Origin of the sequence: Pseudomonas chaetocerotis, assembly GCF_015712105.2 — a bacterium.
In the GTDB taxonomy this organism is placed as follows: domain Bacteria; phylum Pseudomonadota; class Gammaproteobacteria; order Pseudomonadales; family Pseudomonadaceae; genus Aquipseudomonas; species Aquipseudomonas chaetocerotis.
Genome location: NZ_JACFYX020000020.1, coordinates 25,027 through 46,198, shown reverse-complemented (window position 1 = coordinate 46,198; position 21,172 = coordinate 25,027). Strand labels below are relative to the sequence as shown.

The following is a 21,172-nucleotide window of genomic DNA, read 5'->3' as shown; positions in this document are numbered from 1 at the left end:
TGATCACAGCACCTCGACGCAGAACACGGCGGGCGTGACGATCCGCGTGCGTTCGATGTGCCCGCGTTGCAGCAGGCCGGCGCGGCGATCACCGGTTACCAGGTAGTCCGCATCGCCCGCCAAGGCCATGGCCAGCAAAAACGAGTCATCCGGATCATCGGCTTCGACCTCGATGGTCAGGCGCTCCAGTACCACAGCCCGTTGCAGGTTATTGATCATGGCGCCCACCTTGGCGGGCTGTAGGATGGCCTGAAGCTTGGGATAGCGGCTGGCTCGACGAATTTCATCGAGTTGCATCCGCGAGGTCACCACCTCGAAACGCGCCGCCCGCCAGGCACGGTAGATCGCATCGGGCGCGCCATGTGGCGAGATCAGGGCGCTGAACAGGATGTTGGTATCCAACACGACCCGCATCAGCGCTTACGTGCCCAGTCGAGCGCTTCGTCAACCGCGTTGGTCAATTCTGCCTCACTCAGATGGGCGTTAGCGGCCTTGGCCTGCTCAGCGCTCAGCTCCAGGATGTGTGCCCGTACCGCTTCTTCGATGAAGCGCGACAGGTCGCCCTTACGGCCGCCGCCCTGGCTGGCCAGAAACATCCGAAGCGACTGGTCGGTGTCGGCCGAGACGGCGACATTCCAGCGAATGGTATTCATAGCGTTCTCCGCTAATAGGTGTTTGTGTGTTTATACGCCAATCACAAAGGGCGATGCAATGGTTCGACAAAACGAAGGTTTTGCCGAACTCTATCGAGGAATGGCTCGGTTCGTTAAGCTCCCCGCGCTACGGTTCAAATAACTGGTACGCTTAATCAAAGTTCAACTATTACTAACGTAGTCGAGTAAACAGTACTTTTGATGAAGATCGGTTATGCGCGAGTGAGCACTCGGGATCAGAAAGCCGACCTACAAGTCGATGCCCTGAAACAGGCCGGGTGCGAACGCATCTACCAAGACATCGCCAGCGGCGCGAAAAGCGCCCGGCCGGAGTTGGACAAACTGCTGGCCAACGTGCGGCCGGGTGATGCCGTGGTGATCTGGAAGCTGGATCGCCTTGGGCGTTCCCTCAAGCACCTGGTCGAGTTGGTCGGCGAGCTGGCAGAGCGCAAGGTCGGCTTACAGAGCCTGAATGACCCCATCGACACCACCCACGCCCAAGGCCGCCTGGTGTTCAACCTGTTCGCCTCGCTGGCGGAGTTCGAGCGCGAGCTGATCCGCGAGCGGACTCAGGCGGGTCTGTCGGCCGCACGGGCGCGTGGCCGGATCGGTGGCCGTCCCAAGGGCCTGCCAGCCAAGGCTGAGGCCACCGCCATGGCGGCCGAAACCCTCTACCGCGAAGGTCGCCTGAGCGTCAGCGCGATCGGCGAGAAGCTGCACATCTCCAAGAGCACGCTGTACAGCTACCTGCGCCACCGTGGTGTCGAGATCGGCGCGTACCAGAAGAGCGCCAGGTCACGCGACCGGCAGCCTTCGGCCGCGTCGCCGGCAGAGCCGCCCGCCGCCGAGCGGGTGGCCACCGTCACCCTGCGCCTCGCGGTGGTGAATAACAGCAAGTTCGTGCGCGGCCGGAAGCGGGCCACGGAGAACATTGAGCGCTACTGCCTGGAGCCCTATGGCATGAAGCGGCTGGATGCCGGCCACTATGAGTTGACCATTCCGTATCGGAGCGACGATGAGCTGGACAAGAGCGTGCATGACCTGCTGACCGAGATCAGCCAGGAGGCCGACATGCGCAACTGTTTTGTCGAGATGGGCGCCTGGGAAGAAGACACCGAAAAGCGTTGGTAGGGCTTACGTTGGTTTTTGGTTCCATTGCTCCCCAAACCCCATCTTCAGGCCCGACTCCGTGATGATGGCGTCCGGCAGCTCGTTGGCCAGCGCCATGCGGTTGACGGTGGCGAGCTGCGTTTCCAGCAGCGTCAGCCGGTCATGCAGGTACTGGTCGCAATCGGTGGCCACGGCCAGCGGCAATTCGCTGGCCTGCTTGAGGCTGGCGAATTTCGCGGGCGGCACCAGGTAGTCCTCGAAGTCCTTGAACTGGCGCGAGCCTTGCACCCAGATGTCGCCGGAGCGCAGCGCGTTCTTCAGCTCCGACAGCGCGCACAGTTCGTAGTAGCGCCGGTCGATGCCGGTGTCGGTCATCACCAGCTTCTGCCAGCGCGGCTTGATGAACTCGGTCGGCGCGTCGGTGGGCACCTTGCGGGCGTTGTCGCTGTTCATGCTGCGCAGCACCTCGATGGCGTCGAGTACGTCCTTGGCGGCGGGCGCGGCCCGCAACTTGAGCACGTCGAGAAATTCCGGCGCGTAGCGGCGCAGCGTGGCGTAGCTCTCGCCGATGCGGTGCAGGAAATCGAAGTCCTCGGGTTGCGCGAGCCGCTGCGCTTCGGTGACGCTCTCGGCGAAAGCATCCCAGGACATGACGGCCTCGATGGCGGCGAACGGATCGCGGCCCGCTTGCTTGGCCTCGATCAGCGCCTGGCCGATGCGCCCGAACAGCCGCACCTTGGCATTGATCGCCTTGCCGGATGCCTGGAACTGCTGCTGATGCTTGTTCTTGGCGGCATTGAACAGCTTGCCCAGGATGCGGTCATGCAGGTCGATGATTTCGTCGGTGACGGTGGCCATGCCCTCGATGGCGAGCGCCACCAGGGTCGCGTAACGCCGCTGCGGCTCGAACTTCGCCAGGTCGGCGGGCGTCATCTGGCCGCCCTCGCGGGCGATCTTGAGCAGCCGGTTCTGGTGAACCAGCCGCTCGATGCCGGAGGGCAGGTCGAGCGCCTGCCACGCCTTGAGGCGTTCGATGTGTTCCAGCATGTGCCGCGAGTTCGGTTTGACCGGGGATTGCCGCAGCCAGGCCAGCCACGTCGTCTTGCCGTTGTCGCGGCGCTTGAGCAGATCGTCGAGGCGACGGCGATGCACGTCCGTCAGCGGCTCAGCCAAGGCGTCGTAGAGACGCCGGTTGGCGCGGGTAATCGCTTCGGCGCTCGCCCGCTCGACGGCGTTGAGGGCGGGCACAATGACCGACTGCCGCCGCAGGTGCTCGATCAAGGCTCTGGCCAGCACGATGCCCTTGTCGGTTTGCATGGCCAGCTCGGTCAGCAACTGGACAGCCTGCCGGTAGTGGCCAATCGTGAACGGCTGGAAGCCGAACACCGTTTGCAGCTCGACCAGGTGCTCGCGTCGGGTCTGCTCACGCTGCCCGTACTCGTCCCAGCTTTCGATGCCGACCTTGAGCTGGTTGGCGACCAGTCTCAGCAATGGCGGGAACGGTGGCTCATCAGCGCCAAGGATGACGCCGGGAAAGCGCAGGTAGCAGAGCTGCACCGCGAAGCCCAGCCGATTGGCCGGGCCGCGCCGCTGCCGGATGATGGAGAGGTCGCTTTCGCTGAACGTGTAGTGACGGATCAACTCATCCTTGGTGTCCGGCAACGCCAGCAGGCTTTCGCGCTCGGCGGCGGAGAGGATCGAACGGCGGGGCATGCGGTTTCCTTCTTCTTGAAAACGTAGGTTTGTGACAAGCCCGCCAAGGCAACCGGCGCTGTCGTTTTCAGAAGGCGACTGCACCAACTGACTGGATGTTAATGGCCAATTAATCTGACCCACCTGAGGGTCAAAATTAATGGCCATTGACAGTTAAATTAATAAGCTAGCTACCTATTGGGCATAACCTTGCAATTTGCTTCAATTTACGCACATGCACTTGCGACCTCAAAATGCAACGTAAGCCCCGAATATCTCCATTATTGTCGCCGCCAGCCTTAGTTACAGCTGCTATGATGAATGAGATCGAAAACTGAAATCCCCCACTAGAATTGTTGACTGGAGTCAAAATGAATAAAAAGCGGCCGGTTAATCTTGATATTCGAACCATTCAGCTTCCTCTCACGGCGCTTACATCGATTCTGCACCGGATTTCAGGAATTATGCTCTTTATTTTTCTGGGACTGATACTGTATATGCTGAGCAAATCGTTGGAGTCAGAAAAGGGTTTTAATGAAGTCAAGGAGATTTTTTCTTCACCTTTCGGCAAAGTTAGTTTCTGGTTGGTATACTCTTCATTTATTTATCATCTCGTAGCCGGAATTCGACACCTAGTTATGGATGTGGGTGTTGGTCATACTTTGAAAGGCAGCAATCGCGCCTCTACTATTGTTTTAGTAGTGTCGGGTGTTTTAATGGTTGCTGGCGCCGTATGGATTTGGTAGCTGTGGAGTCGTAATGCGTATTTACAAGGACTAAAAGCGTCCTTTAAAGCTAACTTACGAAAGTATTTATAATCGACGGTTCACGCTTAAACGGTTGAATCCTTTCGGGCTTCCGAATAGCTGTTAGCTGAAAGCTATCATGAGCTAAGTTTTCTGTGCATCATCAAATGTGTTAATGGGAGCGCCATAGTACTAGGTACAAATATGGCTCTAGGACAATGTTAGATGTTTTGGATTTTGAGGCGGATCGCTCTTATCGAAGATCGTCTAATTCGCTCTGAAGCGCAGGTTTTTTGAAACTATCACCTGGTTGGCACACTGTGCGAATCAACATCAGATATGAGAAAGCCAATCAGGTGAACACTACCCTCGAGGGCTCATCTGTCCAGTTAAAGCCTCGAGTCTTTCTGGGTGCGCAAAAGACAAGAAGGTTATATGGGAAAATTATGAGGCCTGGATACCATGCGTCATGGGCGTGCCGATGCTGTGAGTGACAGAGCGAGAAGCAAGTGAAAGTCCCTGAAGTAGGGGCGGGATGCGCCCGAGTGGCATTTTTTGTCTTAAGGTAGATCGCGTAGCTGTTCTTCAGAATAATCTTCAGAGCGTTGACGACAGCCATCGCTGTGCATTCCTCAAGAATAGAATGTGTCGGAAGGGTGGCGTCATTGGTGTTAGTCATCGCTTAGGATTTCTCAATCTGGCTTACACGGGCGCCTGTACCGATATCCCCGCGGATGGCGACGTATCGATGTTGAATTCCTCGCCAGACGAAGTGCAATGAGCTGCGGCTATAGGCTTGCGCAGCCTTAGATAGCCGGCCGTCGCAGGCGCGCCGGTTGGCCGGGATCTTCTTCTGCCCGTCAGGTGTCCGGTCGGAACTCCAGCACGAACGCTACGACCTTTTCGGCGGACATTTCGCACGGCTTCAACAATGTCCTATCTGATGTAACGCGGAAGAGGTTGAAGCTGACAATGTCAGTCCCGTCCAACTCCCTGGCGAACAGACTGTTGCGACGTCCGTCCCCAGATCGCCGGACGATCAAGCTGAAACGCCGGCCTTCATAAGTCCCTTCTCTGTATCCCTCCGCAAGCTTCGCGAAAGCGGCATCGAACTCGGAATGCTCCATGTCATCCATCCTTATTGATAGAACAGAGGCGCGGCGGGTGCGAGACCGCCAGTGCCGGGTCGCGCTAAGGTGCCGGGCAGATTCCTGCAGCCGACGAGGCCCGGGGTGGGCAGGATAATTGAGATGTCGGCGCCCGCATGGCTATCAGCGAAGTCGTCCGTCCAGTCTGCTAGGCAACGTCCACGCCTTTCCAGAAAGCGATGTAATCCCGGATACCCTCGGCATCCGGAGTGGGGGCGGGATAGGTCCAAGCGGCGTTCACGTTGAGCGCGTCACCCGCGCGAACATGAAAGAAGCGCGCGGCGCCTTTGATCGGACAGACAGATGTGTGCGGGCTCATCTCAAGCAGGCTCAGGTCGACTCCTGACGGTGGGAAGTAGTGATTTCCCTCGACGATGACTGTTTCGTCGCTTGTGGCGATAGTAGTGTCTTTCCAGATGGCTGAGACCAACGGACTCTCCTTTTGTATTCATCAACCGGCGAAGGCTCGCGGGCTGGCTGCCCCAAGCCGCACCTCCTCAGGTGGCAGGCGGGTTGCGCCCGAGAAGTTTGTCGAGCTCGCCTCTGACATCGAGCGCGAATAGCTCATCGGAGCCACCGATAAGGGTGCCATTGATGAAGATCTGCGGCACGGAGCTTCGCCCCGACGCTTCCGCCATGGCCTGCCGGTGAGCCGGATCCGCCTCAATATCGAGCTCCTTCCATCGCACGCCCTTTTCCTTGAGGAGCGCCTTCGCTCGGCGGCAGAACGGGCACCAATTCGTGGTGTACAGCAATACATCAGTTGTCATATTGCATCTCCGGCAGTTGCACGCGGATCGCTGTCATGGCGTTGATCTCCAATTCGCGGCGTTCAAAGATGGCGACTGCACCTTGGCCGACATCGGAGCAGATGCTGACGATTGGCCGCTATCCAGGCGACATGGCCCAAAGTGCTTTCACCGCCAGGCAGAGGCCGCACGCGCCTCCTGTAGCGCCGAGCCGATGCTCTAAGGTAACCGAGCCTCGATTGGGACGGAAGCGGTCCCGCTCGAATCGCCCATCATGCTGGTCGAGCATATCAGGACGACGGATAGTGCAGGAACTTTCAAATTGAGCTTGATGTCGAGCCAGGTATCGCGAGCGAAGGCGTTCTAGAGGCCGGGGGGTACGAAGACTGTGTTCGGCAAAACGGTTCACGTTGATCGCCAAAGCTTCCCAGGGCGCACGTCTACGATCGGCGCGACGTGAGATAGCTCGCGCCGCTAGCCCCCGTAGCGCTCCGTCTTGATGATGGAGGCGTCCAAGCCCGCCAGCAGCGCGCTATCGGTTGCGATGTTGACGAATCCGTTAGACCCGCAGACGAACACTTGCGTCGGCTTTCCCTGAAGCCTGGTTAGAATTTCTTGGACCATCATGCCGTCGATCCGTCGCGCAAAGTCCGATGCGCGAACCGGTTTCTCGCGCGTAATCGCGAGCGCCAGGACGAACGCCGGATCGCTGATTTCGATGCAATGAAGTTCTTCTGAGAAGAGAACGTCCTCGGCGGTTCGTGCGGACAGGAGCAACGCTGTCGGAACGGCTTGGGCCAATGCGCGGCGCTGCCGGATCATTGCCATCAACGGCACGAGGCCGGAGCCTCCCCCGATCAACAGAACCGGATCTATGGCAGGCTCAGGCCAAAGGAAATGGCCACCGAGCGGACCGCGAACTTCGATTTCGTCACCAATCGCCGCGATGTCGTGAAAAAACGGCGAAACTTCGGCATCCGGCATGCGCTCGATAGCTATCTCGACGATCGGGGTCGAAACTGCCGATGACGCGATCGAGTAGCTGCGCATTGCACTGTAGCCGTCGGGCGCGGTCAGCCGGATATCGACGTGCTGACCTGCGGTGTGCGCGAACGGCTTGCTCAACCGAAGGAAGAAGCTCTTGATACTCGGTGTTTGCTGGATGATGTCGTCGATCACGCATGATTGCCACGAACGGACTTGCGCTTCGTTTTCAGTCATGGGTGTATCGTTGTTCGCGCCACGGATCGCCGTAGATGTGATAGCCGTGCAGCTCCCAAAAGCCGGCCTCGTCACGCGTCGTGAATTGCAGCGCATTCACCCATTTGGCGGATTTCCAGAAGTAAAGGTGCGGCACTAGAAGACGCGCCGGCCCCCCATGATCGCGGGAAAGTGGCTTGCCCGCATAACTGAGGGCGACCATCGCTTTCCCGGAAAGCAGATCCGTCAGAGGGACGTTTGTCGAATAATTATCGTAGCAGTGCGCCAAGACGAAATCGGTAGGCCGATCAAGCTCTGCATCTGCAAGGATGTCTTCAATGAGTACACCCTCCCAAACGGTATCCAGTTTGGACCAAGAGGTGACGCAGTGAATATCCTTTGTCACCTGGGTCTTTGGTAGAGTGTTGAATTCGCCCCAATTCCACGTTTTGACGGGCTTCGGACCAATTTTGACTGTGAATTTCCAGTCGGAGGGCTCTACCCTCGGCGTAGGGCCGGCCGACAGAACAGGGAAATCCTCCACCAGATGCTGACCTGGCGGAATCCGATCGGACTGGTCGCCTGAACCGCGACCGGTGAAACCTCTGGTGACCATAGTGACCCCTCTTGCTCGATACGGCAGACCGAAGCCGGCCTTCATTTCAGTACTCTGCGTAAAGCATTTGCCCGCACATCCGCCGAATAAGCCAATCGACTAAAAATCAGATACAGATGCTCTATCATCGTAAAAAATCGCGTATCGAACATAGCGTCAGGCCAGCATGATTCCCAATACCCAATGGCTATAGGGTAGATAACCCCAAGGCTGCGTACGCTGATCTGCGGTATGCGGAGCGGAAGTTGCAGGTTCGCTCTCAAACGGATGGGCAGCGTGCAAAGCTCAAGGCTCACCAGCGCATGGTTGCCCAGTTCGCGCTCGCCGGCAGCTTGAGTATATTAAGGACGAAATGTCGATCTGATCTATTCTGGCTTCAGGAAATAGGGAAAATAAGGTCGGACGTTCGCGCACCGTCGCGACGCGCGATCATCCACTAAGCTTCTGTATCGGGGTTGGAGGATCAGATGAACGAGATCGAACGACAAGCGCCTGAGCTGCGGGTGCAAAAATGGATTGGCAAAGATGGGGAAAGTATCGCGCCGTTCAAACTGTCAGATATCGGGCCCGGCCCGAAAATCTTGTTTGCCTTCCAGCATTGGTGCCAAGGTTGCCATTTGCATGGGTTTCCGACGCTACAAAAGTTGCATGCAGCGTTGAGCTCAAAAGACGTGGGGTTCGCAGTGATCCAGACCGTCTTCGAAGGAACGCATGAGAATACCTTCGAGAAGTTGCGCGTGAACCAGCTCAAGTATGAGCTTCCTATCGTTTTCGGTCACGACGAGCAACCGACCGGCTCGCCGTTTCCAACCTTCATGGAAGACTACCGCACACGAGGAACTCCGTGGTTTACGGTTATCGACGCTGGCGGTAGCATTGTTTTCTCGGACTTCCATCTCGACGCGGAGCGACTAGTGAAGCAACTTGAGCAAGGTTAATCGTTGGAAGGTGGGCAATCATCCTGATTGCCACCCATCCCCTGATGCCCACTACAGGCGTTGCGCGCTGTAACTCTGTTGATCAGCGTGCGAAAACCCGGATCCGGATAGGAGGAGCGTCAACGATTGAATCAATCCGTTGGGAGAGGGCGGCTCCGCTCCGTCAGCTCGGCAATAGATAACCCATTCTCGCCGAGCAACTCTCTGATCCGATCGACGATATGAGCCCCTAGCGCCGCTGTCTTGGTCCCCCCCACAGATTCCCAAGATGCGAGTTCACACGCCGATACCTCGTGGTCAGCGCCGAAGTGCTTCTGTCGGTATGTCACCGCCGCCCTTCAATGATAAAGGCGCGGTAACGGGAACCGGCAAAGCGATGAGCAGCGATGGTTTGGTAGGCGGGACTGTCATACCAGTCGCGAGCGGCCTGCATCGTCGGGAAACGCAAGATTACGGCCCCTTCGATGGGCGGCCCCTCCAAATGCTGGATCGCGCCATAAGCGGCGAGAAAGGTAACGTCGTGACCATCGAACGATGGTCCGACGCCTGCAGAATAGGTTGCGAGTGCATGTGGGTCGCTGGTTTCTTCCCGCGTAAAGACGACGAACGCTTCCATCATTAGGCCTCTCAAAGGTTGGATCTGTTGGCCATTACCACCGGTGATGGCCTCACAGTCGTCAGGCTGGCAACTGGAACCCGATTTTCATGAGTGCCTCGACGCACGCATCCTGATCCTGCTGATAGTTGCCTCCGGAGATGCCTATGCCGCCGATCAACTTCCCATCCTCCAGAATCGGATAACCGCCGCCGACAGCGACCATCCGAGGGCGATAGGCTAGCGGCGCCACTTTTGGATCGTTGGTCACATAGTCGTTCCAGACATGGGTCGGGAACCCAAACGAGGCGGAACTCCAGGCCTTGTCGATGGCAACATCGACGGTAAGGAACGGCGCATCGTCGGTGCGCTCGAACGCGCGCAGGTTACCGGTGGCGTCGACGACGGCGACGGCAGCCGGGATGCCGATGGCACGGGCCGCAGCGAGCGCCGCGTCGATGAGGGCGACTGCGGTTTCGCGGTTGATCGAGGCGGTGGCAATAGATTTGGTCATGGGATTCTCATCGCTGGGGCATAACCCGTTCGGCTTTTTGAGGTTGGACAAGATGTTTGGCGATCGCGGTCGTTAGAAGCCTTCGAGGACGATCTTGCCTTTAGCCGCGCCACTTTCGATCAGTGCATGCACCGTCTTCAGATTGGCGGCATTGATCGGCGACAGTCGCCGGGTCAGCGTCGTGCGGATTTTGCCGTCGTCAACCAGCGCTGCCATCGCATCCAGAATCTCGCCCTGCTCATTCATGTCGGGCGTGCCGTAGATCGACCGCGTGAACATCAGCTCGTGGTGGATCGACACCGCCTTGCGCTTGAAAACCATGATATCGAATGCCTTGGGATCGTCGATCAGTCCGAACCGTCCTTGTGGGGCGATCAGTTCGGCGATGTCGGCGACATGTTGCTCGGTATGTGTGGTCGAAAAGACGAAAGCGGGAGCACCGATGCCGAGTTCGGCGATCTGTGGCGCGAGCGGACGAGAATGGTCGATGACGTGGTGAGCTCCAAGCCCTCTTACCCACTCTTGGGTTTCCGGTCGAGAGGCTGTGGCGATGACGGTGAGGTCCGTGCGCTGTCGCGCGATCTGGACGGCGATCGACCCAACCCCGCCCGCGCCACCGATGATGAGGATCGCCTCCGCCGCACCGGGTACGGGCTTCGCCACGTCCAGGCGGTCGAACATCGCCTCCCAGGCCGTCAACGTCGTCAGCGGCAGCGCCGCCGCTTCCGCCCAGGAGAGCGACGCAGGTTTGTGACCGACAATCCGGGCGTCGACGAGATGGAACTCCGCATTGGTACCGGGCCGTGTGATCGATCCGGCATAATAGACCTCGTCGCCTAACTCGAACTGCGTGACGTCGGGGCCGACCTCGCGCACAATCCCGGCGGCATCCCATCCCAGCACCTTCCAATCGCCATCTGCCGGCGGCGTGCTGTTGCGGACCTTGTAGTCGACCGGGTTGACCGAGACGGCCTTCACCTCAACCAGGATATCGTATCCTGCAGCGACAGGCCGAGGCAGATTGATGTCGACCAGCGCGGCATCCGCGGCGATGGGTCCCGGAACCTTGTAACCAATGGCTTTCATAAATGTCTCCAGCTTGCTTGATCGGATGACGCGAATGCTCGTTAGTCAACTTCTTCTACATTGAGGTCCCGACTCTTGAACTGGGTCGCGGTAGCAGATTTCATCGAACACGTCGATCAACAGGCCCTTATGCTCGGTCGCCGGATCGGTGATCGCGTAGAGGGTGGAGGCGTTATCGCCATCATCACCGCTTCCGAGGCGAAACGCCGCGTCGACGCAGATGCCGCACGGACCGATGGTTGATCCTGGCTCGAGATCGACGAGATTGCTGTCCTTGACGCGCTATTCGCGGTCTTAGCCCTTGGCGATGAAGGACTGAACTGCTTGTAGAGCGTCGGTCAGCTGCTATGTCATGGACGCACCTTCATCTTGAGTTGGATTGGACAAGCTTCCGTATAAGGCCCGCTGTAACCGTCAGATGACGGCGAAGAAAACGATGGGCAGTATTCACAGCCACTTAGCCTTCTTGAAGCGCACAAATAGGAAAACGCACGATATCGCTATCACTCCGAGCACGACAAAGTATCCGTAGGCCGTGTCCAGCTCCGGCATGTGCTTAAAGTTCATGCCGTATATTCCAGCGATCGCCGTCGGGACTGCCAGTATTGCCGCCCAAGCCGCCAGCTGGCGGGTGATCACCCCCGTCCTTTGCGCTTCAAGAAGGCTGCTGGCCTCAAAGACCGTGGACAGGACAAGCAGGAGGCCGTCGACCATGGACTGCACGCGGTGGACATGGTCCGCGACGTCGTGGAAATATGGTGTCATTTCGGCGCTGATGCAGGGAAAGTGGCCGCGAACGAGCTTTCGCACCAGCTCGGCCATAGCCCCGAGCGTGCGCTGGAACCGCGTGAGTTCGGACCTTAGTTCGAAGATTCGCGCCACCTCTTCTGGCCCGAGGAAATCGTGCAGCGACCGTCGCTCCATCGCCAGGACGTCGTCCTCGATCATTTCGAAGATGGGCAGATACTGGTCGACCACGCGATGCAAGATCGCGTGCAGCACATAGTCGACACCCTTGCCGAACTGCGTCGGCGATGCCTCGAGTTGCTCCCGAAGTTTGCCCAGCGCTCCGGCATTGCCGTGCCGCACGGTGATAAGGTGATTGTGACCGGTGAAGATCGCCATCTTGCCGTAGCTGATCCGGTCGCCGACCAGCTCGGCGGTCTGCGCGACGACGTACAACTCATCGTTGTAGACCTCGAGCTTGGGCGGGCACAGCGGGTGCATCGCGTTGTCGATCGCCAACGGATGAAGATTATATGTCCTTTGGATCGCGAGTAGTTCCTCGGGGGTGGGTTCGCTAAGCGCGATCCAGCAGAAGCCCGAGCGACTCTCGCCCAACTTGACGTGCTCATCGAGCGCGATTTCGCGAACTCGCTTGCCTTCGTTGTAATAATAGGCGGCGATGATGCTCATGCTGGCCTCGCGGGAATGTGGAGGCCACGCTGGACGGCCGGTCGAGCCAGCCCGCGTCCAAGCCATGCGCGGACGTTCGAAAAGCTGCTGAGGCCAAGGATGTCACCCGCAGCGTAGAATTCCACCAGCGCATTCACCCAGCCGAGCGTCGCGATGTCCGCGATCGAATAGTCGTCGACGATCCAGTCGCGGCCTTCCAGCCGGCGATCCAGAATCCCCAGCAGACGCGTGGATTCGTCGATAAAGCGCTGTTGCGGCCGCTTGTCCTCATAGTCCTTGCCGCCAAATCGCAGGAAGAAGCCGAGCTGACCGAACATCGGCCCGATGGCCGACATCTGAAAGAACACCCACGCTAGGGTCTCGTAACGCTGGCCTGGTTCGGTGGAGATGAACTGACCCGTCTTGTCGGCCAGATAGAGGAGGATCGCACCGGATTCCCATAAGGCGATGGGTCTACCGTCAGGGCCAGCCGGATCGATGATCGCCGGTATGCGTCCGTTCGGGTTCAGCGACACGAACGCCGGATCCTTCGACTCGTTGTTCGAGATGTCGATCAGGTGGGGCTCGTACGCCAGGCCAGTCTCCTCAAGCATGATCGAGACCTTGACGCCATTGGGCGTAGGGGCTGCGTAGAGTTGCAGGCGATCGGGATGAGATGCCGGCCAGCGCTGCGTGATCGGAAAGGACGAGAGGTCTGGCATAAATCTGCGATCCTGGTGTTGCGATGGCGACTGACTGGAACGAGCCGTCACTCTGAAGTAGGGTTCGATGACCGCGTCGCTGAACGACGCGGTCACGAAGATTGCGGACCGGATCGGCGCAGTGGCAACGGCAGTGAAGCCTATTCCGCCGCGGTCCCGGCCGCTGGCTGTACGTCGTCAACCTTTTGGCGCTTCGGAAGCACCCAGCCGGGACGGACGAAGTGGCAGGTGTAGCCGCCCGGGCGCTTCTCCAGATAATCCTGGTGATCGGGCTCGGCCTCCCAGAACTCGCCGACCGGCTGGACCTCGGTCACCACTTTGCCATCCCACAGCCCCGAGGCATCCACATCGGCGATCGTATCCTCGGCGACGCGCTTCTGCTCCTCGTCGACATAATAGATGCCCGACCGGTAGGAGAGCCCACGATCATTGCCCTGGCGGTTCAGCGTCGTCGGATCGTGGATCTGGAAGAAGAATTCCAGGATGTTCCGGTAGCTCGTCACTGTCGGGTCGAAGACAATCTCGATCCCCTCGGCATGCGTGCCGTGATTACGATACGTGGCGTTCGGAATATCGCCGCCCGTGTAACCCACACGGGTCGAGATGATGCCGGGCCGCTTGCGGATTAGGTCCTGCATGCCCCAGAAACATCCTCCTGCGAGAACAGCGCGCTGATGCATGTTAAGCCTCCTCTACTTGATCGAGATATTCACCGTATCCCTCGGACTCCATCTCGTCGCGCGGGATGAAGCGAAGGGACGCTGAGTTGATGCAGTACCGCAGACCGCCGCGGTCGGAAGGACCATCGGGGAACACATGGCCGAGATGACTGTCTGCGTGTACTGACCTGACCTCCGTCCGGACCATGCCGTGTGCGCTGTCCCGCACCTCGTTCACGTTTGCCGAAACGATCGGCTTGGTGAAGCTGGGCCAGCCAGTACCCGAATCGAACTTGTCCGTCGAAGCGAACAGTGGCTCTCCCGACACTATGTCGACGTAGATGCCAGGCTCCTTGTTGTCGTTGTACTCGCCCGTGAAGGGCCTTTCGGTGCCCGCCTCCTGGGTAATTCGGTGTTGCTCGGGAGTCAGGTGGTCGATTGCTGTCTGTGACTTTTCAAACTTCATTACAGTCTCCAATACTTATCTAGAGGGCCAGGCACGCTACCGCTAATTTTTTATGTCTCCTGATTTGCTCCTACAATGGTAGTGGGATGGCAAACGAGGTTTTACTAAGTGTTGGAAAATTAGAGATTTAAATTTCGCGTCTATTAGTTCTAGCGCAACTGAGTGGTTAAGCAAGTACGTAATCAGTAAATATTAAAAAAATAACACAAAAGCACGATTATATAATACAGTGTTGTTGGCGCTGATGGAAAATTGACCCACCCTGCCGATTGAAATTTGACCCAGGGCGGATTGCTGATTTTGTTACCAGCAACTGTGGATAAGTCTACCAGCGCAGCTGCTGTTGCCCCCACTCCTTCGCTAGCCCAGTTCAGTTGTTTAAGACCTGCCACACGCAGCCATGTAGCAGGCCGTCGTCGCCATGAAATCAGAACGGCTCATCGTCCTCCGGTTCCTGGCCGCCCTTACGCTTTCGCTCCCGTGATTTGATCTTGGCCTGGGCCGCCAAGCTACTGTGTTGCAGGCGATAGGACTCGTTACCGGTTTCGACGATGTGGCAGTGGTGGGTCAGCCGATCCAGCAGGGCGGTGGTCATCTTGGCGTCGCCGAACACGCTCGACCATTCGGCGAAGCTCAGGTTGGTGGTGATCACCACGCTGGTGTGTTCGTACAGCTTGGATAGCAGGTGAAACAGCAACGCACCGCCGGCCTGGCTGAAGGGCAGATAACCCAGTTCGTCGAGGATGACCAGATCCATGCGCAGCAGAGCTTGGGCGATCCGCCCGGCTTTGCCGTCGTGCTTTTCGCGCTCCAGCAGATTGACCAGATCGACCGTGGAGTAGAAGCGCACGCGCTTGCCGTGCCGGGTGATGCCGGACACGGCCAGCGCAGTGGCCAGGTGGGTTTTACCGGTGCCAGGCCCACCGATCAGCACCACGTTCTGCGCGGTGTCGGTAAAGGCCAGACTGGCCAGTTCGCTGATCAAACGAGCGTCTGCGCTGGAGGCGCTGAAGTCGAAGCCGGCCAGGTCGCGGTGCATCGGCAGCTTGGCCATGTTCATCTGGTGGCTCACCGAGCGCATGGCGCGATCTGTGTGCTCTTGTTCCAGCAGGTGTTCGAGCAGCCACTTGGACGAGGCTGTGTTCGACTCACCCTGCGCAGTCAACTCCGCCCAGGCCGTGGCCATGCCGTGCAGGCGCAGCTCCTTGAGTTCCGCCATCAAATCACGCATGACCGATCTCCTCGGTCTGGCCACGCAGGCGGTCGTAGCGCGCCGTGTTAGCGACGGGGGCTTCCTTGAGCGACAAGTGGGTTTCGACGCTGGGTGGTGGTTCGGTCGCGGCCAGGCGCGCCACGACATTGAGGATGTGTTCGGCGCTCAGGCTGCCGCTTTCCAGTACCAGCTCAACAGCCACCAGCACCGCATCGAGCCCGGCGACCGGTACGGCAGCCAGAACTTGCGCCATGATCCGGTCACCGCCGGCATGACGCCCCAGACCGTGCTTAAGCTGACGCAGTGGCGCCGGCAGATCAGCAAAGGGCGCGCCGTTGCGCAGCGCACCGGGCTTGCGTTCGATCAGCGGGAGGTAGTGCTGCCAGTCATAGCTGACCTGGTCGCGATCCAGCAAGCGGACATGGCTGGCGATCAGCGCGTCGTCAGCCACCACCTCGATTCGCGTCGGATACAAACGGCTGCTGACCCACTTACCCGCATACTCACACGGCACCGAGTAGCGGTTGCGCCCGACGCTGACCAGGCAGGTGCTGGAGACCCGCGCAGGCCGCTCGACGTAACCGTCGAATGGCGCTGGCACAGGCATCAGTTCAGCGCGCTCCAACTCCAGCACTTCGGCCACACTCAGCCCGCTGTATTGAGGGTGCGTCAGCTCGTTCCAAAGCGCGCGGCAGCGCTGGCCCAGCCAGGCATTGAGTTCCTCGAAGGAGTGAAACTGGCAGTCCTGGGCGTCTAGCCAGATACGCCTGCGGCTGTCTTGCACGTTCTTTTCAACGATGCCCTTTTCCCAACCAGCGGCGACGTTGCAGAAGTCCGGATCGAACAGGTAATGCGCGCACATCACCGCAAAGCGCGCATTCACCGCCCGGCCTTTGCCCTTATTGACCTTGTCGACGGCGGTCTTCATGTTGTCGTAGATGCCCCGGCGCGGCACGCCGCCCAAGGAGCCGAACGAGCGTGTATGGGCGTCAAATAACATCTCATGGCCCTGGCTCGGATACGCCACAAGCCAGAACGCACGGCTGGCACACAGCTTCAGATGTGCCACCTGCATACGCCGGTAAATGCCGCCGACCAGCAAGCCTTCCTCGCTCCAGTCAAACTGAAACGCCTCGCCAAGAGCAAAGGTCAGCGGCACAAAGGCCTGCGACGCCTTGCCCTGTCCCCCTCGCCAGGCACGGATAAACGCGGTGAGCTGGCTGTAGCCACCGTCATAACCTTCGGCTTTGATTTGCGCCAACAGCGCCTTGGCACTGCGCCGCTGTTGCTTGGGCCGCAGCGAATCGGCTTTTAGCGCCTGCTCCAGCGTGGCGTGAAAAGGGCTGAGTTTGTTGAAGATCGCGCGGCGTTGGTAGACCGGCGGCTTGGCCTCAGGTGCTCTGACCCACTTGCGAATCGTGTTGCGCGCCAACCCGGTGCGCTTGGCTATCTCATGCAGCGACAGCTTGTCGCGGAAATACATCCGGCGAATTTTGCCCATCATTTCCATACTGATCACCCTGTGTTCTCCTGCTCAAAAATTGAGCAGAAGCAGTTGAACACCTGGGTCAGTTTTCAGTCGGCAGAACAGCCTCTACTGGGTCAGTTTTCGGTCAGCGGCAACATTCCTGGTCGACAGTAAGGGCATCATTCGCTACAAGCACGTCGGCGTTATAGATGAGACGGTGTGGCGTGAACAGCTTGCAGATCTTTATCAAGGTCTGGTGCAGGAGGGCACGCAATGAGCCGGTTTCTATGTGGAACTCTCTTAGTGTTGTGTTCCGCTAGTGCCGCCCAAGCTGCCATCGATGCTTACGCGTTCAAGGATGAGGTCGAACGCGCCCGGTACACCGAGTTGACCCGGGAACTGCGTTGTCCGAAATGTCAGAACCAGGATATCGCAGACTCCAATGCCCCCATCGCCGCCGATCTGCGAAAAGAGATCTTTCGCATGCTCGATGAAGGTCAGAGTAATCAGCAGATCATCGACTTCATGGTCGATCGCTATGGCGAATTCGTGCGCTACAAACCTGAGCTGAACAGCCACACCTGGTTGCTCTGGTTTGGGCCTGGCGGTTTGTTGTTGGGCGGTGTGTGGGTGATTTACTTGATCGTTGCACGTCATCGTGGTCGGCATGGCGATGATGTTGAGGTGTTTTCTGACCAAGAGCGTCAACGGCTCCTCCTCCTATTGGGTAAAGAATCTAATGATTGATTTCTGGCTATGGGTCGGCCTGCTGTTGCTGGTTGCCCTCAGTTTCGTGCTAATCCCTGTGTTGTTTGTACGTCGTGCCCAAAGCGAAGAAGATCGCACCGCTTTTTACGTGGCGCTGTATCAGGAACGCCTGGCGGAGCTACAGCTTCAGCAAGGGGACGGAGTGATGTCTCCTGCGCAAAAAAACAGTGCCCGCTCTGAGGCGGACCGCGAATTGCTGGCGGACACCGAAGGAGCTGGCCTCGAACGTTTTTCGACTACAGGCAAGCCGCTACCAGTATTCGTGGCTTTCTTGATACCGGCGCTGGGGCTCGCGCTGTACCTGCATTTTGGCGCCAGCGACAAAGTCGAGCTGGTTCGTGAGTTCGCCCAGCCTCCCGGTTCACTCGCGCAAATGAACGACCGTCTGGAACGCGCGGTTAACGCCCAACCGGAGTCAGCTGAGAACGCTTATAACCTGGCCCAAAACTACATGGCTCAAGGGAGGCCCGACGATGCCGCTAGAATGTTCGAACGAACGGTGTCACTGGCCGGTCGCCGACCGGAGTTATTAGGCGAGTGGGCTAAAGCATTGTATTTCTCTAACAACAAAATGTGGTCTCCGCCAATCAAGGCGCTGACAGATGAAGCTTTAAATGGAAATCCGGGTGAGCTCCAGAGCTTGAGTCTCATAGGTCTGGCTGCGTTTGAAGAGCATCGTTACCAAGATGCTTTGTAAACGCTCCATAAACCCCACCTACAAATGCCAGCCCGGCGCCGGCATGCTCACCTCCTCAATTCTGCAAGGAGGTGCGCCCCATGATGCGGCCCGGCACCAAAGTGAAGAAAGTGTATCTCTACCCCAAGCCCGTCGACTTCCGCAAATCCATCGACGGCTTGTCCGCTCTGGTGGAGCTGGATATCAAGGCCGCCGTCTTCGACCCGGTGCTGTTCGTGTTCCTCAACCGGGCGCGCAACCGGGTCAAGATTTTGTACTGGGAGCGCAATGGCTTCTGCCTCTGGCTTAAGCGTCTAGAAGCAGAACGCTTCAAGACACCGCCAGATCCTGGCGATGAAGCCATCGAGCTGACCACGGAGGAACTGAACTGGATGCTGGACGGTTTTGACCTCTGGCGCAATCGTCCACACAAGGTGCTGAGACCCCGTTACGTCGCCTGACGCTGGTATAATCCAGGGCATGATTCTAGCGCCCGACACACTGCCAAATGATCCTGAATTGCTCAAGCAAATGCTTGTGCAAATGCAGTCTCGGGTGTCTCTGCTTCAGGAAGAAAATACCCTGCTTCGCCAGCGCCTGTTCGGCCGCAAATCAGAACAGAGCGTTGACCCGCAGTCGCCCCAGCTGGCGATGTTCAACGAAGCCGAAAGCCTCGCTGTTGAAGCACCGGCCGAAGCAGACGAAGAAGTCGTCGCGCCTGAGCCAGCGAAAAAGCGTGGCAAGCGCAAGCCGCTGCCGGCCGAACTGCCGCGCGTCGAGATCATCCATGAACTGCCCGAGCACGAACTGACCTGTGACTGCGGCTGCCGCAAGCAGGCCATTGGCGAGGAAACCAGCGAGCAGCTGGAGATCATCCCGATGCAGATCCGGGTGATCCGTCACATCCGCAAGGTGTATGCCTGCAAAGGCTGTGAAGCGGCTCCGGTCACGGCTGACAAGCCGGCACAACTGATCGAGAAGAGCCTGGCCAGCCCAAGCGTCCTGGCGATGCTGCTGACCACCAAGTATGCCGACGGTCTGCCGCTGCACCGCTTCGAGAAAGTGCTCACGCGTCACGGTGTAGAGATACCCAGGCAAACCCTGGCCCGCTGGGTCATCCAGAGTGCCGAGCACCTGCAACCACTGGTTAATCTGCTGCGCGACCGGTTGCTGGCCAGTCCCGTCATTCACTGTGACGAAACCCGGGTACAGGTCCTGAAAGAACCGGATCGTGATCCCGGTAGCCAATCTTGGATGTGGGTACAAACCGGCGGACCACCGGATCACCCGGTCATCCTGTTCGACTACACATCAAGCCGTGCCCAGGAGGTGCCCCAGCGCCTGTTGGAAGGGTACCGGGGCTATCTGATGACCGACGACTACGCCGGGTACAATGCCATCGCTGCGCAGGAAGGCGTCGAGCGTCAGGGCTGTTGGGCGCATGCCCGGCGCAAGTTCATTGAGGCTCAGAAAGCCCAACCCAAGGGCAAGACCGGTCGTGCCGACATGGCGCTGAATCTGATCAACAAACTCTACGGCATCGAGCGTGACCTGAAAGATGCCGATGACGCCAAACGATACGAAGCGCGGCAGGCACAGAGCCAGGCGATCCTCAACCAGTTGAAGGCCTGGCTCGACAAGACCGTGGGCCAGGTCGCACCCCAGAGCGCCTTGGGCAAAGCGGTCAGCTACCTGGCCAATAACTGGAGCAAGCTGATCCGCTATATCGAAGCCGGAAACCTGCCTATCGACAACAATCCCGCCGAACGGGCGATCCGGCCCTTCGTGATCGGACGCAAGAACTGGCTGTTCAGCGACACGCCCAAGGGCGCGCAGGCCAGTGCTCTGATTTACAGCCTGATCGAGACGGCCAAGGCCAACGGACAGGAGCCCTACGCCTGGTTGCGCCAAGTGCTGGAGCGTCTGCCGCAAGCGACGACCGTCGAGGCACTGGAAGCCTTGTTGCCCTGGAACTGTGGCACTGCGATCAACTACTAAGCCTGCTGCAAGGTGGGGTTGGTGGATCGCTTACGATGCTTTAAAATATTGGCATCACGCATTAGCAGAGATGGGTTCCGACCATCCGTCACACGCTGCTTTAGTACAGGCCATTGGAAAGGCAAGAAACGGTCTTTCAGCGGATGAAAAAAACAACAATTTGACGATTAACCATGTTGCTGGCTTGCCACCAACACCGCTCAAGGTACGGGTGGACATTTCCCCGGAAATTTTCGAAAAGGTCGCTTTGGATGACAGTGTGTTCGTTTTCGTACAGACGCTATCGGGCTCCAAGGTACCTCTCGCTACCATACGACTTAAGGTCTCAAGTCTGCCGGCCGAGGTGGAGTTTTCAGGCGCTGATGCAATAGTTACCAGCAACACCTTATCGCAGACAGCCGCGATTCAAGTGACTGCTAGGGTCTCTAGGGGAGGGAAGAGTAGGTCGGGGGAATGGTTGGGCCGAAGCTCGACGACATTAAATTCGAAGAGCGCTAGGCTGAAGCTTACGATCAACCTTCCGGATATCTGATCGACTGCACCGCAAAGTGCTGTTGCCAGGTACTGTAAAATAGAAGAGTGAGCACTTGATTTGCTGGTGCTTTCAAACAACGGTGTTGTTTTTTTAACAGCCGAACTGGAAAGGGAGGCTGAGCTGCTCAGTGATCACTTTATCCGTTGGCTGATTTACGCCGGCATGTTCGCTACAGGCACTGAACGACAACGCAGATGGTATGGTCTGTGCGTTCTGACTCGTCAA

Annotated in this window: 24 protein-coding genes and 3 pseudogenes; 10 read left to right on the top strand and 17 right to left on the bottom strand. The window is 58.3% G+C overall.

Going from position 1 to position 21,172, the window contains the following annotated elements:
* Positions 1–3: 3 nt before the first annotated feature.
* Both H3221_RS24935 and H3221_RS24930 read right to left on the bottom strand, forming a co-directional pair.
* Complete coding sequence (locus tag H3221_RS24935; RefSeq protein WP_003150546.1) at positions 4–414, bottom strand: putative toxin-antitoxin system toxin component, PIN family; 411 nt, start codon at positions 412–414, stop codon at positions 4–6.
* A complete protein-coding gene (locus tag H3221_RS24930; RefSeq protein WP_003089107.1) occupies positions 414–653 on the bottom strand; it encodes a ribbon-helix-helix domain-containing protein in 240 nt (79 codons plus the stop codon). Before H3221_RS24930 ends, H3221_RS24935 begins: the two co-directional genes overlap by 1 nt.
* Positions 654–854: 201 nt before the next feature.
* Between H3221_RS24930 and H3221_RS24925 the strand changes: the two genes are divergently transcribed.
* Entirely contained in the window at positions 855–1,784 is a 930-nt protein-coding gene (locus H3221_RS24925) for a recombinase family protein (RefSeq protein WP_134587838.1), read from the top strand.
* Positions 1,785–1,823: 39 nt separating this feature from the next.
* Here H3221_RS24925 and H3221_RS24920 read toward each other — a convergent pair.
* A pseudogene (locus tag H3221_RS24920) lies at positions 1,824–3,476 on the bottom strand (Tn3-like element ISPa38 family transposase); the annotation flags it as partial.
* Between the two features lie 350 nt (positions 3,477–3,826).
* Here H3221_RS24920 and sdhC point away from each other — a divergent pair.
* Entirely contained in the window at positions 3,827–4,201 is a 375-nt protein-coding gene (sdhC, locus tag H3221_RS24915) for a succinate dehydrogenase, cytochrome b556 subunit (RefSeq protein WP_005005993.1), read from the top strand.
* A gap of 860 nt (positions 4,202–5,061) precedes the next feature.
* Here the strand turns inward: sdhC and H3221_RS24910 are convergent.
* The 5 genes from H3221_RS24910 to H3221_RS24890 all read right to left on the bottom strand — a co-directional run bounded on the left by H3221_RS24910 (position 5,062) and on the right by H3221_RS24890 (position 7,959).
* Complete coding sequence (locus tag H3221_RS24910; RefSeq protein ID WP_003464988.1) at positions 5,062–5,328, bottom strand: hypothetical protein; 267 nt, start codon at positions 5,326–5,328, stop codon at positions 5,062–5,064.
* Between the two features lie 169 nt (positions 5,329–5,497).
* The gene (locus tag H3221_RS24905) at positions 5,498–5,779 is read right to left on the bottom strand and encodes a DUF427 domain-containing protein (RefSeq protein WP_003464986.1); all 282 of its coding nucleotides are present in this window, start codon (positions 5,777–5,779) and stop codon (positions 5,498–5,500) included.
* 67 nt (positions 5,780–5,846) lie between these two features.
* Positions 5,847–6,119: a glutaredoxin 3 gene (gene grxC / locus H3221_RS24900; protein ID WP_005005995.1), complete on the bottom strand. Its 273-nt coding sequence runs from the start codon at positions 6,117–6,119 to the stop codon at positions 5,847–5,849.
* A 453-nt stretch (positions 6,120–6,572) separates the two neighbouring features.
* Positions 6,573–7,319 (bottom strand): ferredoxin reductase, encoded by a 747-nt coding sequence (locus H3221_RS24895; protein WP_002118292.1) that lies wholly within the window; start codon positions 7,317–7,319, stop codon positions 6,573–6,575.
* Complete coding sequence (locus H3221_RS24890) at positions 7,312–7,959, bottom strand: sulfite oxidase-like oxidoreductase (RefSeq protein WP_002118288.1); 648 nt, start codon at positions 7,957–7,959, stop codon at positions 7,312–7,314. The genes H3221_RS24895 and H3221_RS24890 overlap by 8 nt, the downstream gene beginning before the upstream one ends.
* A gap of 422 nt (positions 7,960–8,381) precedes the next feature.
* On the opposite strand from H3221_RS24890, the gene H3221_RS24885 reads away from it, so the two are divergent.
* A complete protein-coding gene (locus tag H3221_RS24885) occupies positions 8,382–8,852 on the top strand; it encodes a TlpA family protein disulfide reductase (RefSeq protein ID WP_003464979.1) in 471 nt (156 codons plus the stop codon).
* A 325-nt stretch (positions 8,853–9,177) separates the two neighbouring features.
* Here H3221_RS24885 and H3221_RS24880 read toward each other — a convergent pair whose 3' ends face one another.
* From H3221_RS24880 to H3221_RS24870, 3 genes are all read right to left on the bottom strand, one after another.
* Entirely contained in the window at positions 9,178–9,468 is a 291-nt protein-coding gene (locus H3221_RS24880) for a DUF1330 domain-containing protein (RefSeq protein ID WP_023109439.1), read from the bottom strand.
* 61 nt (positions 9,469–9,529) lie between these two features.
* Positions 9,530–9,961 (bottom strand): GlcG/HbpS family heme-binding protein, encoded by a 432-nt coding sequence (locus H3221_RS24875; protein WP_005006001.1) that lies wholly within the window; start codon positions 9,959–9,961, stop codon positions 9,530–9,532.
* A 72-nt stretch (positions 9,962–10,033) separates the two neighbouring features.
* On the bottom strand, positions 10,034–11,047 hold the full coding sequence (locus H3221_RS24870) for a zinc-binding alcohol dehydrogenase family protein (RefSeq protein WP_002118279.1): 1,014 nt from the start codon (positions 11,045–11,047) through the stop codon (positions 10,034–10,036).
* A gap of 75 nt (positions 11,048–11,122) precedes the next feature.
* Here H3221_RS24870 and H3221_RS24865 point away from each other — a divergent pair, with 75 nt between their 5' ends.
* Positions 11,123–11,290, top strand: a complete 168-nt coding sequence (locus tag H3221_RS24865) for a hypothetical protein (protein ID WP_016487060.1) — start codon at positions 11,123–11,125, stop codon at positions 11,288–11,290.
* 204 nt (positions 11,291–11,494) lie between these two features.
* Here the strand turns inward: H3221_RS24865 and H3221_RS24860 are convergent, their stop codons facing one another.
* From H3221_RS24860 to istA, 6 genes are all read right to left on the bottom strand, one after another.
* Entirely contained in the window at positions 11,495–12,463 is a 969-nt protein-coding gene (locus tag H3221_RS24860; protein ID WP_003464971.1) for a magnesium and cobalt transport protein CorA, read from the bottom strand.
* Positions 12,460–13,164: a glutathione S-transferase N-terminal domain-containing protein gene (locus tag H3221_RS24855; RefSeq protein ID WP_003464969.1), complete on the bottom strand. Its 705-nt coding sequence runs from the start codon at positions 13,162–13,164 to the stop codon at positions 12,460–12,462. Before H3221_RS24855 ends, H3221_RS24860 begins: the two co-directional genes overlap by 4 nt.
* A 140-nt stretch (positions 13,165–13,304) precedes the next feature.
* A complete protein-coding gene (gene msrA / locus H3221_RS24850) occupies positions 13,305–13,844 on the bottom strand; it encodes a peptide-methionine (S)-S-oxide reductase MsrA (RefSeq protein WP_003464967.1) in 540 nt (179 codons plus the stop codon).
* 1 nt (position 13,845) lies between these two features.
* A complete protein-coding gene (gene msrB, locus H3221_RS24845) occupies positions 13,846–14,289 on the bottom strand; it encodes a peptide-methionine (R)-S-oxide reductase MsrB (RefSeq protein ID WP_003464965.1) in 444 nt (147 codons plus the stop codon).
* 427 nt (positions 14,290–14,716) lie between these two features.
* Entirely contained in the window at positions 14,717–15,520 is an 804-nt protein-coding gene (istB, locus tag H3221_RS24840) for an IS21-like element ISPst3 family helper ATPase IstB (protein WP_010454871.1), read from the bottom strand.
* Entirely contained in the window at positions 15,513–17,012 is a 1,500-nt protein-coding gene (istA, locus tag H3221_RS24835) for an IS21-like element ISPst3 family transposase (protein WP_024012635.1), read from the bottom strand. Before istA ends, istB begins: the two co-directional genes overlap by 8 nt.
* 112 nt (positions 17,013–17,124) lie before the next feature.
* Here istA and H3221_RS24830 point away from each other — a divergent pair.
* The 6 genes and pseudogenes from H3221_RS24830 to H3221_RS26030 form a co-directional block, all read left to right on the top strand.
* Positions 17,125–17,247: pseudogene (locus H3221_RS24830) on the top strand (DsbE family thiol:disulfide interchange protein); the annotation flags it as partial.
* Complete coding sequence (locus tag H3221_RS24825; protein WP_012080655.1) at positions 17,244–17,717, top strand: cytochrome c-type biogenesis protein; 474 nt, start codon at positions 17,244–17,246, stop codon at positions 17,715–17,717. The pseudogene H3221_RS24830 and the gene H3221_RS24825, both read left to right, overlap by 4 nt.
* Positions 17,710–18,432: pseudogene (gene ccmI, locus H3221_RS24820) on the top strand (c-type cytochrome biogenesis protein CcmI); the annotation flags it as partial. The gene H3221_RS24825 and the pseudogene ccmI, both read left to right, overlap by 8 nt.
* Before the next feature lie 83 nt (positions 18,433–18,515).
* Positions 18,516–18,875 carry an IS66 family insertion sequence element accessory protein TnpB gene (gene tnpB / locus H3221_RS24815; protein WP_224490793.1) on the top strand — a complete coding sequence of 120 codons (360 nt, stop codon included), beginning with the start codon at positions 18,516–18,518 and terminating at the stop codon, positions 18,873–18,875.
* Between the two features lie 19 nt (positions 18,876–18,894).
* Positions 18,895–20,412, top strand: a complete 1,518-nt coding sequence (gene tnpC / locus H3221_RS24810; RefSeq protein ID WP_134587650.1) for an IS66 family transposase — start codon at positions 18,895–18,897, stop codon at positions 20,410–20,412.
* Between the two features lie 70 nt (positions 20,413–20,482).
* Complete coding sequence (locus tag H3221_RS26030; RefSeq protein WP_423812476.1) at positions 20,483–20,944, top strand: c-type cytochrome biogenesis protein CcmI/CycH; 462 nt, start codon at positions 20,483–20,485, stop codon at positions 20,942–20,944.
* Positions 20,945–21,172 lie beyond the last annotated feature (228 nt).

Excerpts from the sequence above, each read along its gene's own strand:
- H3221_RS24895 (WP_002118292.1), bottom strand. The coding sequence starts at position 7,319 with ATGACTGAAAACGAAGCGCAAGTCCGTTCGTGGCAATCATGCGTGATC.
- H3221_RS24925 (WP_134587838.1), top strand. The coding sequence starts at position 855 with ATGAAGATCGGTTATGCGCGAGTGAGCACTCGGGATCAGAAAGCCGAC.
- msrB (WP_003464965.1), bottom strand. The coding sequence starts at position 14,289 with ATGAAGTTTGAAAAGTCACAGACAGCAATCGACCACCTGACTCCCGAG.
- H3221_RS24930 (WP_003089107.1), bottom strand. The coding sequence starts at position 653 with ATGAATACCATTCGCTGGAATGTCGCCGTCTCGGCCGACACCGACCAG.
- H3221_RS24890 (WP_002118288.1), bottom strand. The coding sequence starts at position 7,959 with ATGAAGGCCGGCTTCGGTCTGCCGTATCGAGCAAGAGGGGTCACTATG.
- tnpC (WP_134587650.1), top strand. The coding sequence starts at position 18,895 with ATGATTCTAGCGCCCGACACACTGCCAAATGATCCTGAATTGCTCAAG.
- H3221_RS26030 (WP_423812476.1), top strand. The coding sequence starts at position 20,483 with ATGGGTTCCGACCATCCGTCACACGCTGCTTTAGTACAGGCCATTGGA.
- H3221_RS24885 (WP_003464979.1), top strand. The coding sequence starts at position 8,382 with ATGAACGAGATCGAACGACAAGCGCCTGAGCTGCGGGTGCAAAAATGG.
- H3221_RS24880 (WP_023109439.1), bottom strand. The coding sequence starts at position 9,468 with ATGGAAGCGTTCGTCGTCTTTACGCGGGAAGAAACCAGCGACCCACAT.
- msrA (WP_003464967.1), bottom strand. The coding sequence starts at position 13,844 with ATGCATCAGCGCGCTGTTCTCGCAGGAGGATGTTTCTGGGGCATGCAG.
- H3221_RS24825 (WP_012080655.1), top strand. The coding sequence starts at position 17,244 with ATGAGCCGGTTTCTATGTGGAACTCTCTTAGTGTTGTGTTCCGCTAGT.
- H3221_RS24855 (WP_003464969.1), bottom strand. The coding sequence starts at position 13,164 with ATGCCAGACCTCTCGTCCTTTCCGATCACGCAGCGCTGGCCGGCATCT.
- sdhC (WP_005005993.1), top strand. The coding sequence starts at position 3,827 with ATGAATAAAAAGCGGCCGGTTAATCTTGATATTCGAACCATTCAGCTT.
- H3221_RS24860 (WP_003464971.1), bottom strand. The coding sequence starts at position 12,463 with ATGAGCATCATCGCCGCCTATTATTACAACGAAGGCAAGCGAGTTCGC.
- H3221_RS24870 (WP_002118279.1), bottom strand. The coding sequence starts at position 11,047 with ATGAAAGCCATTGGTTACAAGGTTCCGGGACCCATCGCCGCGGATGCC.
- istA (WP_024012635.1), bottom strand. The coding sequence starts at position 17,012 with ATGGAAATGATGGGCAAAATTCGCCGGATGTATTTCCGCGACAAGCTG.
- tnpB (WP_224490793.1), top strand. The coding sequence starts at position 18,516 with ATGATGCGGCCCGGCACCAAAGTGAAGAAAGTGTATCTCTACCCCAAG.
- H3221_RS24910 (WP_003464988.1), bottom strand. The coding sequence starts at position 5,328 with ATGGAGCATTCCGAGTTCGATGCCGCTTTCGCGAAGCTTGCGGAGGGA.
- H3221_RS24935 (WP_003150546.1), bottom strand. The coding sequence starts at position 414 with ATGCGGGTCGTGTTGGATACCAACATCCTGTTCAGCGCCCTGATCTCG.
- grxC (WP_005005995.1), bottom strand. The coding sequence starts at position 6,119 with ATGACAACTGATGTATTGCTGTACACCACGAATTGGTGCCCGTTCTGC.
- H3221_RS24875 (WP_005006001.1), bottom strand. The coding sequence starts at position 9,961 with ATGACCAAATCTATTGCCACCGCCTCGATCAACCGCGAAACCGCAGTC.
- istB (WP_010454871.1), bottom strand. The coding sequence starts at position 15,520 with ATGCGTGATTTGATGGCGGAACTCAAGGAGCTGCGCCTGCACGGCATG.